The sequence below is a fragment of the Frondihabitans peucedani genome (genome assembly GCF_039537585.1).
Lineage (GTDB): Bacteria > Actinomycetota > Actinomycetes > Actinomycetales > Microbacteriaceae > Frondihabitans > Frondihabitans peucedani.
On sequence record NZ_BAABAU010000004.1, the window covers coordinates 78,546 to 92,782 of the forward strand.

The window sequence follows — 14,237 nt, forward strand, 5'->3', positions numbered from 1 at the left end:
TCTCTCCCCTGAGTCGGAACACCCCGATCTAAGCGCGTTCTCGTGAACGCCGGGTTTCTTCTCCACAGACGAGAGGCGCACTCCACAGGCGCGCGGGCGGTCAGCCCTTCTTGGCGCAGGTGATCTGGTCGGCCTTCTGGCCGGTGACGGTGTCGGGCAGCGTGGCTGTCGACGACGCGGAAGCCGACGGCGAGGCGGAGCCGGACGCAGACCCGGATGCGGAGCCAGAAGCAGAAGCAGACGCCGAGGGAGAAGAGGACGCAGAAGCAGACGGCGAAGAAGAAGCAGACGGCGAAGAGGACCCCTTCGACCCCGGCGCGAGCACGGCGGCCCGCCCGAGGCTGTTCGGCGACAGCTGGACGGGCTGGTCGTGGAGCAGCGCGGAGTCGAGCAGCTGCGCGGCGTCGGCCTGCGGGATGACGTGCGCGCTGTCGTCGGGATCGTCGGCGACGGGGTAGGAGAGGAACGTGATGTTCGACAGTCCCACCGACTTGACCGCGAGCCCGATCTTGGCGAGTGTCGTGGGGCTGAGCGACGACGAGAGCTGCACGTTCTCGGCCGTCGCCGTGGCGAGGCGGTAGACCTTCGCCGGGTCGGTGAGCGTCCCGGTCGAGACGAGCTTGCGCATCATCGCCGACATGAAGGTCTGCTGGTTGCTGACTCTGCCGAGGTCGCTCGCGTCGGCGACGCCGTGCCTCGACCGCAGGAACGCCATCGCCTGGGCGCCGACGAGCGTGCGGGTGCCGGCCTTCAGGTCGAGAGCCGGCGTGACGTCGTCGTCGACCACGTCGGTGGCGAGGCACACGCTGACGCCGCCGATGGCGTCAGACATCGCGATCGTCCCGAGGAACGTGATCTTGGCGGCGTAGTCGATCTGGAGGCCGGTGAGCTTGGAGATGGTCGAGGCCGCGCACGAGATGCCGAGCTTCTCGCCGCCCCTCGAGATCGCGGAGTTGAGCGGCGCCTTCGGCGAGCCGGGCGTCAGGCCGCCGGTGTCGTTCGGACAGTCGGGGATGGGGATCTGGAGGTCGCGCGGGAAGCTGACGACCTGCATGCTCTTGTGGTCCGCCGCGATGTGCAGCAGCAGGTTGACGTCGTTGTTGCCGACGCCGCTGCTGGCCTTCTGGTCGGCGGCGTCCGCGAACATGGCCCCCTGGCCCGTCCGGGTGTCGGTGGAGACGAGCAGCATGTTGACCGTGCCCGTCTGGGCCGTCAGCGCCGGGATCGGCTTCGTCGTCTTGCCGGGAGGCGCGACCAGGTCGACGGTCGGCTGCGCCTCGTCGAGCACGCGCCAGGTGGCGATGGCCCCGACGGAGGCTCCGCTGACCAGGACGACGGCGAGCGCGAGGGCGATCCCCTTGACGATGCCGAGCGCGGCGTTCGGGGTCGAGAGGCGGCCGTGTCGTGCGGCCGGCTTCGCGCTGACCCGCCTCACGCGGCCAGACGATCTGCGGCGAGGGCGCGCGCGACAGCCGAGATGAGCGGAGACATGCACTTCAGCCTAGCCGCGAGGAGGGCGCCGACCAGCCCCCGTCCGGGTGCGGGGGCGCGATCCTGCGCGGTCATCGGGCCTCGGCGGGCGAGAGGAGACCCAGGATCTCGTGCAGCTCGCCGGCCCTCTCGCCGGGCCAGAAGACGCCGTGGGTGCCGCCCTGGTTGCCCGGGTGGTCGAGCCAGACGGCTCGCATGCCGAGCTCGGTCGCTCCGGCGAGCTCCGAGCTTCCGCCGTCGCCGACGTACAGGCACGACGCAGGATCCACGCCCAGCCGACCCGTGACCACCCGGTACAGGCGGGCGTCGGGCTTCTTGATCCCGTGCGCGCAGGAGAACGCGTGGGCGTCGAACCGGGTGCTGAGCGCTGTCGTCGGCCACACCAGGGACGTCTCCGAGGAGCAGTCGCTGACCAGGCCGAGCGGCAGCCCGCGAGCGCGGAGCTCGTCGAGGACGTCGAGCGCCCAGGTCGCGTCGAGGAGCGCCCGGGTCATCTCGAGTCGGAGGTCGGCGGCGCGCGAGACGGCCGCAGCGTCGGGGCTGCCGCCGAGCCTCTCGGCGAGGAGGGCGAGCGTCTCCTCGAGGCTGCCGGTGCTGCCGATGGTCCGCTCGCGGAAGGTCTCTCCGACCGCCTCCGAGAAGGCGACGGCGTCGACGCCGAGTTCCCGCGCGACCTCGCGCGACACCTCGTCACGGAGCTCCGCAGTGCCTCCCGGAGCGAGGGTGCCGTAGAGGTCGAAGAGCACCGCGTGGATCGCCATGACGACATGATGCACGATGGAGCGGCGAGAACGGTCTACTGCGCCCAGACGTTGGCCGTGATCCTGCGCCAGTGGCTCGCCGCGGTCGGGGCGAAGCCGTCGGTGGCGAGCTCGATGCGGTGACCGTCGTCGCCGACCATTCCCGTGACGGCGGACGCCCTCTCGAGCGGCCCTCCGGAGCAGACGGAGAACGTGTCGGAGCTGCGGGTGTCGGGGTTCACGGCGATGAGGCAGGCGCCGCCGGCCGTCGTGGCGGCGATCCAGAAGGTGGTGCCGTCGTCGGCTCCGGCCCGGCGCTGGCTGTTCAGGACGACGCCGTCGGGGGCGTCCACGCCGGAAGCGGGCAGCGCATCCGTCGCGGCGAACGGCCGTCGCAGGATCGAGAGGCGGTCGCCCGCGAGCGCCACCGCCGCTGCCGGGCCGCTCGCGCTCGATGCCGTGGTCGAGGTCGGCGACGACACGGGCTTCGCCGTCGTGGCGTCTCCGGTCGCCTGGCCCGCGGTGCAGCCGGTCGCCGCCAGCGCGAGGACCAGAGCGACTCCCGCCGCCCGCATCGTCTTCGTGATCATCCATCCCCCGATGTTCGTCTGGTCGTGATCCTACGGGTGATTGAGTGGTCGCATGGCTCGTCGTCCTCCTCTGCTCGCGGCCGTTGCGACCTCGACGGCGGCCGTGGCCCTCCTGCTCGCGGGATGCACGGCAGGATCGGGGCCCACGGCGTCGGAGCCGCGGCTCACGGCCGCTCCGTCGAGTTCGACGACGTCGACGTCGACGTCGACGTCGCGGCCCTCCCCCGCCGGAGTCTCGACCGCTGCCCGCCAGCGGCTCGACGCCTCCCTGAGGGGGCTCGAAGCGCGGTACGGAGCCCGGCTCGGCGTCGCGGTGCTGGACGCGGGCCCGTCGGACGCCGCCCCGTCCCGCGATCGGGCCCTGCTCGGCCACCGGTCCGACGAGCGCTTCGCGTTCGCGTCGACCGACAAGGTGTTCATCGCCGCCGCGGTCCTGAGCAGGATCTCCGATGCCGGCCTCGCCGAGGTTGTCCGCTATGACCGGACGGATCTCCTCGCCTACGCCCCGGTCACCTCGCAGCACGTCGACTCGGGGATGACCGTCCGTGCCCTCCTCGACGCGGCTCTCCGATACAGCGACAACACGGCGGCGAACCTGCTGATGGAGCGGGCGGGCGGCGCGGCCGGCGTGCAGGCGTTCCTCCGCACCCTCGGCGACAGCACGACCTCTGTCGACCGCGACGAGCCGAGCCTCAACACGGCGGTCCCCGGCGACACTCGCGACACCACGACACCGCAGGCCTTCGCCCGCGACCTCCGAGCGGTCACGACTCGCACCGTCCTGCCGGACTCCCGCCGGAGGCTGCTCGTCTCGCTGATGACCGCGAACACGACCGGCGCACCGTACATCCGATCCGGCGTCCCGACCGGCTGGAGCGTCGCCGACAAGACCGGCAGCGCGTCGTACGGAGTCCGGAACGACATCGCCCTCGTGACGCCGCCCGCAGGATCGCCTCTCGTCATCGTCCTGTTCTCGACGCGGACCACGCAGGATGCCGCGTCCCAGGACGCCCTGCTCGCCGACGCGACGCGGGCGCTGGTGGAGGCGCTTCCGACCACCCGGTGAGGCTCGCAGGGGCGTCCGCCAGCGCTGCGGGACGAGCGGCACCGGCAGCGACGGCGGGCCCCGCGGTCGTCGGGGAGTGAGCGCTGCGTCCGATCGCCCCTCGGACCGTGCCCTGCCACGTTCGACGCGTTCTCGAGAGAGACGAGACCCGGGTCAGCCTCGCGCTGAGAAGGTCGTCCGGCCGACGACGGTGAGGACGAACGCGATCGCACCGAGAACCCCCATGAAGACGCCGAGGATCAGCCCGCCTGAAAGGCCGAGGAGCACGGCACCGACCACGCCGGCGGCGAAGATGGCGAGGTTGAACGCGACCGGGAGGAATGCGTTGGCCAGGTCGGACTGAGCGCCGCCCGCGATCGACAGGGCGCTCTGGAGCTGCGGTGAGGCGCCCCCGAATGCCAGCCCCCAGAGCCCGGCCGCAAGTAGGACCGCGACCGGGGACGCGTGCTCGGCGACAAGCACGGCGGCCGCGATTATGAAGGCGGCGATGCTCGCTTGCAGCAGCAGCCGGGGGTGGTGGTCGATCACGAGGGCGGTGACGATGACACCGCCGATCGAGGCGACCCCGTAGACGAGGAGCACGAGGTCCGGGGTGAGGCCGCTGCCGCTGTCTCGGAGAAACGGGGCGATGTAGGTGTAGATGGTGTTGTGGCCCACCATCCAGACGAAGATCACCAGGAGCACGATCGGGATGCCCGGCAGCAGGAACACCCTTCTCAGGGGTTGCCGGTGCGTGGACAGTTGCCCTGGCAGTCCGGGCACAACGACCGCAACAACACCGACGAGGACGATCCCCAGGGCGGACAGTCCAGCGAACGACCAGCGCCAGTCAAAAACGCCGCCGACAAAGGAACCGAGCGGTGTGCCGAGGGCGAACCCGACCGGCGCCCCCGTGGCGACGACCGCCAACGCGAGACCGCCACGGTTGGCCGGGCTGATGCGGCGTCCGTAGGCGGCGAGCATGCCCCACAGGATCCCGGTGAAGGCGCCGCCGACGAACCGGGAGACCAGCGAGATGACGACGTCAGAGGACACCGCGGTGACGGCGTTGGCAAGGACGAGCCCCGCGAGTGCTCCGAGTAGGAGCGGTTTCCGACGGAACCCCTGCGTGTAGGTGATCGCAGGAACGGTGACCACGACCGTTCCCAATGCCCAGACGCTGATGAACTGTCCGATGATCCCTTCGTCGACACCGAGGTCGTGCGCCATGACGGGCAGCAGGCCGGCGGGCATGGTCTCTGCAGAAAGCAGAACGAACCCGATGGCCGCCAACGAGATCAGCGGGAGCCAAGGCATCCGTTCCCGGGTCGCCGATGTGGCGGCCGAGGGGGCCCGGGCCGGTATCGAGGATGTCAATTCTGTCCCGTTGCTAGGGGCGGATGAGGACTTTGAGGGCCTCGCGGTCGTCCATCAGCTTGTAGGCATCGGAGATCTGGTCGAGGGGCATCTCGCGGTCGAACACGCGGCCGGGGTCGATGGTGCCGTGAAGGACCTGCGGGATAGCAGCCTCGAGGTAGGCGCGGACGGTCGCAGGGCCACCGGTGAGAGTGGCGTTCTTCCCGAACAGGGAACTCATCCCGACGGCGGCTTCTTCGTACTGGGGCACTCCGACGCGGCTGATGGTTCCTCCGGGGCGGACGATGCCGACGGCCTGGTCGTAGGCGGGCATGTGCCCGACGGCTTCGAGGACGACGTGCGAGCCCTCTCCCCCGGTGATGTCCATCACCTTGGCAACACCCTCGTCGCCGCGCTCGGCGACGACGTGGGTGGCGCCGAAGTCGCGGCCGAGGTCGGTGCGGTCGGTGTGGCGGCCCATCAGGATGATGGTCTCGGCGCCGAGCTGCTTCGACGCCAGGACGGCCGAGAGGCCGACGGCACCGTCACCGATGACGGTCACGATCTTCCCGGGCCCGACGTCGCCGCGGATGGCAGCGTGGTAGCCGGTCAGGTACACGTCGGACAGGGTCAGCAGGGACGGCATGTAGGACTCGTCTGTGCCGGCAGGGATCGTGACGGCGGTGCCGTCGGCTTCGGGGACGATCAGCTTCTCGGCCTGGGTGGCGGAGGGGGCGCCGTCGAAGAACCCACCGTGGATGCAGGAGGTGGTGATGCCGTCCTGGCAGAAGGCGCAGGTCCCGTCCGACCAGGCGAACGGGACGATGACAGTGTCACCCACGGAGAGGGTGCGTACGTCGTCGCCGACCTCTTCGACGACGCCGATCGCTTCGTGGCCCATTCGGCGACCCTCGGGGGTGTCCTCGAGGTCGTGGTAGGGGTGCAGGTCCGACCCGCAGACGCACGCGTAGGTGACGCGGATGAGCGCTTCCGTGGGGTGCTGGATGACGGGGTCGGGGACCTCGACGACGCGGACGTCGCCGGACTTGAACATGAGGGTGGCTTTCATCGCTGCTTCTTTCGATCGTTACGCTGGTGACGCGGTTGCGGGGTCTGTTCTGGCGGGGCCGGCGCTCAGGCGGTGGGGGTGCCGTTGTAGTCGTCGTCGGTGATCTGCTCGAGCCACGTGGTGGTCTGGCTCGGGTCATCGGCGGCTTCGAGGATCGCGATGTGCTCCATGAAGCTGCCCTGGCTGGCGGCGTGGAAGTGCTCTTCCCCGGGGGCGATCGAGATGGTCTGCCCGGGGTGAACGTCGACGACGTGTCCGTCACGGGTGCCGAACCGGGCGATGCCCTCGGTGACGTGCAGGAACTGGCCGCGGGCGTGGTGGTGCCACGCCGTCCGGGCACCGGGCGCGAACCGCACCTTCGCTACGGTCACTCGCTGGTCGTCGGTCTGCGGTGCCACGATCGGATCGACCCACACCTGCCCGGGGAACTGCTCTTCCGGGTTCAGGCTGGTGGGTTTCTGCGGCTGGATCTGCATGAGGGCGGTTCCTTACTTGTCGTCGGTGAAGAGGTTTTTCGCGACGCCCATCGCGGCCATGCCGCGCGGCCAGCCGGAGTAGAGCATCACGTGGGTGATCGCCTCGATGAGTTCTTCCTGGGTGACGCCGTTCTCGACGGCGCGGCCGAGGTGAAAGCCCAGCTGCTCCGTGTTGCCCTGCGCGGTCAGGACCGCGACGGTGACGAGGCTGCGGTCGCGGGCGGAGAGCTCGGGGCGGTTCCAGACATCTTCGAAGAGGACGTCGTCGGTGAGGGCGGCCATCTTGGGGGCGAAGTCGCCGAACATGGCGCGACCGCCACCGACCTGCTTCTTCTGTTCGGGCATGACGCTCTCCTTCTCCTTGGGCAGCCCCACGACCGGGGCTCACCACCCAGCCAACGCGGGCCGGGAACGGAAAGGAATGCCCTGCTGTGACGTGTACCGACAGGGCACCCCACAGGGCAGCGGACCTGGAACCGTTGCTCGCATCCTCGTGAGAGGCGCCACCGACGGGCCCACCCGGGAAGCAGCGGACAGCCCGAGCGGTGTCGCACTACCGTGGCGACGACTCTCGACCCTCAGCGGTCTCGGAGGCGTGCATCGGGGCATTCCACGACGCGAGCAGCCGCAGGCGCTCCGCGGAGGTGGAACGGGGCTCGGCCGTGTACACCATGAGCACCAGGCCGGGGTCCGCCGTGATGACGAGCTCTTCGTACGAGAGGATCAGCTCCCCGACATCGGGGTGGTGGAACCGCTTCGTCCCCGAGCCGTGCGATCGGACGTCGTGGGCACCCCAGAGCCGACGGAACGTGTCACTGCGCGTGGACAGCTCCCCGACGAGGTCCTGCATCTCCCGGTCGTGAGGGTCCCTTCCCGCATCCGCTCGCATGACCGCGACGCACATGCCCGCGAACAGCTCCCAGTCGGGGTAGAAATTGCGGGACTCCGGGTCCAGGAACTGGAATCGGGCCAGATTCGGCATCCCCGACCCGTCACCGATGACAGACGTGTAGAACGCCCGAGCCAGGGCATTCGTCGCCAGGATGTTCTGCCGCTGATCGCGGACCACAGCGATCCCGTCCGTGATGACCGACAACACCTGCTGCAGGCTCTGACGCTGCACCTGATGAGCGCCTCGGCGTCCGCGTGGACGGGCAGCAAGACTGTCTCCGTCCGCGGCGCGCGCCAGGTCGAAGAGGTGGCTCCGTTCCGGATCGGACAGCTGCAGAGCGCGAGCGACGGCCTCGAGGACACTGGAGGATGCTCCGGCGATCATGCCGCGCTCCAACCGGGAGTAGTACTCGACACTCACCCCGGCAAGCGTGGCGACTTCACCACGGCGGAGCCCTTCCACGCGACGCCGCCCACCCGCAGCAAGGCCGGCCTGCTCGGGGGTGAGTCGTGCTCGCCGCGACATCAGAAATTCGCGAACGTCCTGTTTGTTGTCCACGAGTCCGACACTATGACCGATCCTCGTCGCGAGGCACGCCCTGACAGGGAACGGATCTGCCCACCGGTCGGCGGCCCAGCTCCTTCACCTCGTCCACCGAGCGTGGCGGGCCGAAGTCACCTAGAACAAGCGAAAGCCCCCGGTGAGAACCGGGGGCTTTTCGGCCGGGGTCGAGACGCGGCATCATTCACGATGGCAGACGTCGACGATCCTTCTGCGGAGCCGGTGGGATTTGAACCCACGGTGCCCAAAAAGGGCACTCCACCTTAGCAGGGTGGTGCACTCGACCGGACTATGCGACAGCTCCTGAGTGCTCGACTGGCGAGCACACGGCCACCACTATACCGGCTGGATCGCCCCCGACCCATTCGGCGGCCACGGCAGGCTCGGTCACGGGCCGAATACGGCATCCGTCCCCCATCGTGTCCTCCTTAAGCCCCGCAAAATGCCCCCCGATCTGGGTGGAACTGTCCCCTTGTCCGCATTTAGGCGGACCCATAGAGTTCTAACCACAGCCCGTTCCACCCGGTGAAACCCGAAGTCCCTGGAAGGCCCGAAACTCTCCAGGGGCCACCGGAAACGGAATGTCCGTCGCGCACCGTAGCCGACACAGCCCCCTGCGGGACCGAACACCCCTGATCCCGGTCTCGCAGGGTTCCACTCCCGTTCCCCTGAGCGGTCGAGTGACACCTGGGCCGCCCCGAGAGCTGGTTACTCGCGGGGCGGCCCTTTGTCGTTCCCGGACGCGCGTGCCGGCATCGCGCGCCCCGAGAGCACCAGGCTAGAACTTGTAGGCCACCGAGCAGGTCTGGTCGGCGGCGGTCTGGCCGGTCAGGCCGGAGATCGTCGAGCTGGCGGGGGCCGAGGACGCGGGGGTGGCCGGGCTCGTCGAAGCCGGCGCAGAGGCAGGAGCGGCGGGGGCCGAGGACGCCGGGGCCGCCGGCGACGTCGCGGCCGGGGTGCTGCCACCTGATCCTGCGCCGGCTGAACCCGTGCTCTCGGACCCGATGCCGGTGCTGCCCGCCGGGATCGTGAACGGCTTGTCGGCGCGGATCGCGTCGAAGAGCTCGCTGGCGGTCGCCACGTCGGGCTGGACCTTGCCCTCGTACACGCCCGTGCCGCCGGTCGACCCCGGGTACTGCACGAAGTTGACGTTCTGCAGGGGCAGGTCTTTGAGCGCGGAGCCGATCTCGATCATCGTGGAGGTGTTGTTGAGGCTGTTCGACAGGGTCATGTTGCTGGCCGCCGCTCGAGCCAGCTTGTAGAGCTTCGCGGGGCTCTGGAGCACGCCGCCCGACTTGATGGTCCGGAGCATCGACGAGAGGTAGACCTGCTGGCTCGAGATGCGGCCGAGGTCGGAGCCGTCGCCGACGCCGTGGCGGGTCCGGAGGAACGCGAGCGCCTGGGCGCCCTGCAGGATCGTCGTGCCGGCACCGAGGTCGAGGTCGGTGTAGGGATCGTGGATCGGCTTGTTGACGCAGACCGGCACGCCGCCGATGGCGTTGGTCATCTCGATGACGCCGTTGAACGAGATGAGCCCGGCGAACGGCACGTCGAGACCGGTGAGCTGCTTGACGGTCTGCACGACGCAGTTGAGTCCGCCGTACGAGTAGGCGTTGTTGATCGGCTGAGCCGACATCGCGCTGTAGTAGCCCTTGCCGTCCTCCCTCGCGCAGGACGGGATCGGGACGACCAGGTCGCGCGGGATGCTCACGGCCGTCGCGTTCGTGTGGTCGGCCGAGACGTGGAGCAGGATGTTGACGTCGTTGAGGGTGGCGGTGCGGTGCCCGAACTCCTTCGTGCTCTGCTTCGCGTCGTTGTCCGTGCCGACGATGAGGATGTTGAAGCCGCCCGCGTAGGCGCCGATGCCGGTGCCCTGCTGGATCGCGGGCTCCGTCTTCTCTCCCGCCAGCGTGACGCCGGTGCCGAGGTCGGAGCGGATCTGCCCGAGAGCGATCGCGCCCACCGAGACGCCGCTGACGAGGACGACGGCGAGCGCCACGGCGATCGTCCGCACGACGAGGCCGACCGGTCCGCGCTTCGGCAGGCGGCCGTGGCGGGCGATCCCCGGGTCGGTCGGGCGAGCGGCACGACCGGCTCGATCGGACCGCGCGGCGCGTCGAGGGCTGCGGCGGGAGGGGCCGGACGGGTCGGAGGGGATCTCGGCGGGGCGGTCGGTGAAGTCGCTCACACGGGTCCTTTCACGCGGGTGTCGGGGAGGACGGCACTCCGAGCTTACGAGGCGCGCCGACCCGGAAGCGGGAGCACCGGCGGATGCCCCTTCGGCCAGGGTGTCAGCGGGGAGCGCCGGCCTCCGCGACCAGCGCGTCGAGGGCGAGCCGGACGACCCCTCGGGCGGCGCGCTCGGGACGCAGGAGGGCCTCGATCCTGCGCCCCGCCCTCATGTCGGACAGGGGCTTCAGCAGGAACCTCCCGGGCGCCCGCTGCGACGACGATGTGCGCGGCAGCAGCGCGACGCCGTGCCCGGTGGCGACGAGGTTCTCGATGAGGGGCAGGTGGACCGTGCGGTGGACGACCTCGGCGCGGACGTCCGACTGGAGCGACATGGTGCGGAGCACCCGGTCGAGCGGGTACCCCTCGGGCACCCCGACCCAGGGCTCGCCGATGACGTCGGCCACCGTGACCGTGGGCAGGGCCGCCAGGCGGTGGTCGAGCGGCAGAGCGACGTCGAGCGGCTCGCGGAGGAGCGGCACGACCACGAGGCCCGCCGACTGCGCCGAGGTGACCTCGTCGGAGCGGTGCCCGACCACGAGGTCGTGGTCGGCTGTCCGCGGCGCGAACTCCTCCTGCCCGACGTCGAGGTCGACCAGGTGCAGCTCGACGTCCGGGTAGGCGGCCATGCGGTCGAGGAGCCCCGGCACCAGCAGCTCGGCCGCGGAGGCGAACAGCGCGACCTCGACCCGGCCCGAGAGGCCGCCCTGGAAGGCGCGCCAGGTGGTCTCGGCCTCCGCGATCGCGGTGTCGATCCGCACCGAGCTCGCGGCGAGGGCGCGTCCGGCGTCGGTGAGCTCCACGCCGCGGCCCACCCGCCGCACGAGCTCGGCGCCCAGCTGGCGCTGCAGGGTCTTGAGCTGCTGCGATATGGCGCTCGGCGACCGGTGCGTCGCGCGGGCGACGGCGGTCACGCTCCCCCGCTCTCCGAGTTCACGCAGGATCGAGAGCGCGGCGACGTCCATGAAGGCACCCTACACAGTCGATGCACGACTCTGCGCTTCTCCTTCACGAGGATCTGCGGGACGCTGGAGCCATGTCATCCCGGGACCGCCTCCTCGCCGCCCTCGTCGCCGTGCTCTGGGGAATCAACTTCCCGGCGACCGAACTGGCGCTCGGCCACTTCCCGCCGTTCCTCATGGTCGCCGTCCGGTTCGGCCTGCTGGCCGTCCCGACGATCCTGTTCGTGCCGAGGCCGACCATCCCGGTGCGGTGGCTCCTCGCGATCGGTGCCGGCCTCGGGATCCTGCAGTTCGCGTTCCTCTACCTGGGCATGTCGGCGGGAGTCTCGAGCGGCCTGGCGTCGATCGTGCTCCAGGCCTCGGCGCCGTTCACGGTGCTGATCGCCGCGGTGGCTCTCCGCGAGCGCATCTCGGGGCGTCAGGCGGTCGGGATCGGGATCGCCGTCGCCGGACTCGCGACGATCGCCGTGCACCGGGCGCAGGTGTCGGCGATCCTGCCGGTCGCCCTGGTGCTCTTCGGCGCCCTCGGCTGGGCCCTCGGCAACGTCGCGTCGCGAGCGGCCTCGAGCCGTGCGGCCGGCCGAGGCGCGCCGACGCCGAATCCGCTGCACCTCACGCTGTGGATGTCGGTCGTGCCGCCGCTCCCCCTGCTCGCCCTGTCGCTGCTCGTCGAGGGGCCGCCCCGCATCGCGCGGTCGCTGTCGACCGTCTTCACGCCGGACGCGCTGCCGGCCGATCTCGGACTGCTCTACGTGGTGCTGATCGCGACGATCGTCGGCTACGGCCTGTGGAACCGGCTGCTCGCCACCTACCCGTCGGGCACGGTGGCGCCGTTCTCGATGCTCGTCCCGGTGATCGGCGTCCTGGCGTCGTGGCTGGCGTTCGGCGAGGTCCCCGACATCGTCGAGCTCGCGGGCGGCGCCCTCGTGATCGGCGGCGTGCTCGTCGCGAGCCGGCGGCGGCGCCCGGCCGGTCAGTTGCCGAGCGCCACGGTCACCCGACCGCCCTTCCAGGTGACGTCGTACCCGTTGGCCGACAGAGACACCCCCGTCGCCACGAACTCGTCGGGCAGGGAGCAGGAGGCCAGCGCGAGCCCCTCGCCGGCCTTCGGCGCAGGATCGAGCGACAGCAGGCAGTAGCCGCTGCTCGCGCCGGCCTCGTGCGCGATCCAGACGCGGGTCTTCGACGGCGTCGTGGCCACGAGCCGGGTCGACGACGGCACGTAGGTGACGTTCGCTCCGAGGGTCACCGGGTACCTGTCGTCGGCCGTCGGCGTCTCGGCCAGGAGCACCTCGGCGGCGAGGATCTTCTCGCGCGACGACGCGACGACCGAGGGGTCGCTGTCGAAGCGCGACGACCCCGGGGTGGCAGTCGCGGTGGCGAGCGACGCGGGCTCGACGACCGTGACCGAGGGGCGGACGGCGCGGTCGATCAGGACGCCGCCGACGAGGCCCACCGCGACGGCGCCCGCGAGGCAGGCGACGAAGGCGGAGCGGCGGGTGGGCGCGGTCCTGTGCGGGGCAGAGGCGTCGGAGGTGATGCCTGCGGGAGCGACTGCGGTGGCGCCTGCGTTGGTGCCTGCGGCCGCGCTGCCCGGGGCCGGCTCGGCGGGAGCGCCGGCGTCGGCCCCGCCGCTCGCCGCGCTCGGGCCGCTCGCCGCGCTCGGGCCGCTCGCGGCGCTCCGGGCGGCCTCCGCGTCGTCCAGCTCGAGGGCGCGCCGGGCCGCGGCGCTCTCGGCCGGGGAGGCGGTCCCGCCGTACGCCGTGAGCTCGAGAGAGCGCCGATCCTCGTCGTCCAACACGCCAGCAGCCTAGGCCTCGTGACCGTGTGTGACGCTGCCGTCGACAGGGAATGCGCGTGCTGCGACAGTGGTTCTACGCAGCAGCTTCAGGGACGGTGAGATTCCGTACCGGCGGTGACAGCCCGCGAACCCCGTGCGATCACGGGGCCGAACCGGTCAGCGGGGCCCGAGAGGGTCCGGCGACTCCGGTGCCGACAGTGCCCTGTCGACCACGTCCGTGGCCGATACGGCGAGAGTCTGGATGGAAGAAGCTGCAGCAGGAGAGACGACGATGCACGCGATCACGTGGCTTTTCGACGCGACCTTCACGGTCGGCAACCAGACGGTCCTCTGGCGGGAGGTGATCGGCAACCTGTTCGGCCTCGTCAGCGCCCTCGGCGGGATGCGCCGCCGCGTCTGGGCCTGGCCCATCGGCATCGCCGGAAACGCGCTGCTGTTCACCGTCTTCCTCGGTGCCGTCTTCGACACCCCGAACCCGGTCAACCTCCTCGGTCAGGCCGGGCGCCAGATCATGTTCATCGTCGTGTCGATCTACGGCTGGTACGCCTGGAAGCGCGCGAAGGACGGCGGCAGCGCTGCGGTCGACCCCCGCTGGGCCGGTGCGCGGTCCCGGATCCTGCTCGTGGTCGCCCTCGTCGGCGGGACCGCGATCCTGACCCCGGTCTTCACCGCTCTCGGCTCGTACGCGCCCGTCTGGGCCGACGCCTGGATCTTCATGGGCTCCCTCCTCGCGACCTACGGCATGGCGAAGGGCTGGGTGGAGTTCTGGCTCATCTGGGTCGCCGTCGACATCGTCGGAGTGCCCCTGCTGCTGAGCGCGGGCTACTTCGCCTCCGCGTTCATGTACATCTTCTACGGGGCGTTCACGCTGACCGGCTTCTTCGTGTGGGCCCGCACCCGCAGGATCACGCCGGTGCTGGTGGCCCCGGAGCCGGCCGTCCCTCAGGTGGTCGCCCCGCGCTGATCCTGCGGCACCCTCCACAGGCTGCGGGCCGCTCGGCACTCTCCACAGGCCGAAGCCACTC

The 14,237-nt window shown here is 70.7% G+C and carries 13 protein-coding genes and 1 tRNA gene; 3 read left to right on the forward strand and 11 right to left on the reverse strand.

Annotated features, from left to right (window positions below; genetic code table 11):
• Positions 1-100: 100 nt before the first annotated feature.
• From ABD733_RS13750 to ABD733_RS13760, 3 genes are all read right to left on the reverse strand, one after another.
• Positions 101-1,435 carry an LCP family protein gene (locus ABD733_RS13750; protein ID WP_344797179.1) on the reverse strand — a complete coding sequence of 445 codons (1,335 nt, stop codon included), beginning with the start codon at positions 1,433-1,435 and terminating at the stop codon, positions 101-103.
• 127 nt (positions 1,436-1,562) lie between these two features.
• A complete protein-coding gene (locus ABD733_RS13755) occupies positions 1,563-2,252 on the reverse strand; it encodes an HAD family hydrolase (protein ID WP_344797181.1) in 690 nt (229 codons plus the stop codon).
• Between the two features lie 35 nt (positions 2,253-2,287).
• Complete coding sequence (locus tag ABD733_RS13760; RefSeq protein WP_344797183.1) at positions 2,288-2,821, reverse strand: hypothetical protein; 534 nt, start codon at positions 2,819-2,821, stop codon at positions 2,288-2,290.
• A 52-nt stretch (positions 2,822-2,873) separates the two neighbouring features.
• Between ABD733_RS13760 and bla the strand changes: the two genes are divergently transcribed.
• Positions 2,874-3,887 (forward strand): class A beta-lactamase, encoded by a 1,014-nt coding sequence (bla, locus tag ABD733_RS13765; RefSeq protein ID WP_344797185.1) that lies wholly within the window; start codon positions 2,874-2,876, stop codon positions 3,885-3,887.
• 153 nt (positions 3,888-4,040) lie between these two features.
• On the opposite strand, the gene ABD733_RS13770 is transcribed toward bla, so the two are convergent.
• The 8 genes from ABD733_RS13770 to ABD733_RS13805 form a co-directional block, all read right to left on the reverse strand.
• Positions 4,041-5,183 (reverse strand): MFS transporter, encoded by a 1,143-nt coding sequence (locus ABD733_RS13770; protein WP_344797188.1) that lies wholly within the window; start codon positions 5,181-5,183, stop codon positions 4,041-4,043.
• Between the two features lie 73 nt (positions 5,184-5,256).
• The gene (locus ABD733_RS13775; protein ID WP_344797190.1) at positions 5,257-6,291 is read right to left on the reverse strand and encodes a zinc-binding dehydrogenase; all 1,035 of its coding nucleotides are present in this window, start codon (positions 6,289-6,291) and stop codon (positions 5,257-5,259) included.
• Between the two features lie 65 nt (positions 6,292-6,356).
• Positions 6,357-6,767, reverse strand: a complete 411-nt coding sequence (locus ABD733_RS13780) for a (R)-mandelonitrile lyase (protein ID WP_344797192.1) — start codon at positions 6,765-6,767, stop codon at positions 6,357-6,359.
• Between the two features lie 12 nt (positions 6,768-6,779).
• Positions 6,780-7,112: a carboxymuconolactone decarboxylase family protein gene (locus tag ABD733_RS13785; RefSeq protein ID WP_344797194.1), complete on the reverse strand. Its 333-nt coding sequence runs from the start codon at positions 7,110-7,112 to the stop codon at positions 6,780-6,782.
• 208 nt (positions 7,113-7,320) lie between these two features.
• Positions 7,321-8,217, reverse strand: coding sequence for a helix-turn-helix transcriptional regulator (locus ABD733_RS13790; RefSeq protein WP_344797196.1), 897 nt, complete (start codon positions 8,215-8,217; stop codon positions 7,321-7,323).
• Positions 8,218-8,434: 217 nt separating this feature from the next.
• Positions 8,435-8,524 (reverse strand) — tRNA-Ser (locus ABD733_RS13795).
• Positions 8,525-8,998: 474 nt separating this feature from the next.
• A complete protein-coding gene (locus ABD733_RS13800; protein ID WP_344797198.1) occupies positions 8,999-10,408 on the reverse strand; it encodes an LCP family protein in 1,410 nt (469 codons plus the stop codon).
• 103 nt (positions 10,409-10,511) lie between these two features.
• Positions 10,512-11,414 (reverse strand): LysR family transcriptional regulator, encoded by a 903-nt coding sequence (locus tag ABD733_RS13805; RefSeq protein ID WP_344797200.1) that lies wholly within the window; start codon positions 11,412-11,414, stop codon positions 10,512-10,514.
• A gap of 71 nt (positions 11,415-11,485) precedes the next feature.
• Between ABD733_RS13805 and ABD733_RS13810 the strand changes: the two genes are divergently transcribed.
• A complete protein-coding gene (locus ABD733_RS13810; protein ID WP_344797202.1) occupies positions 11,486-12,550 on the forward strand; it encodes an EamA family transporter in 1,065 nt (354 codons plus the stop codon).
• 933 nt (positions 12,551-13,483) lie between these two features.
• Positions 13,484-14,176: a nicotinamide riboside transporter PnuC gene (gene pnuC, locus ABD733_RS13815; RefSeq protein WP_344798006.1), complete on the forward strand. Its 693-nt coding sequence runs from the start codon at positions 13,484-13,486 to the stop codon at positions 14,174-14,176.
• Positions 14,177-14,237: the final 61 nt, after the last annotated feature.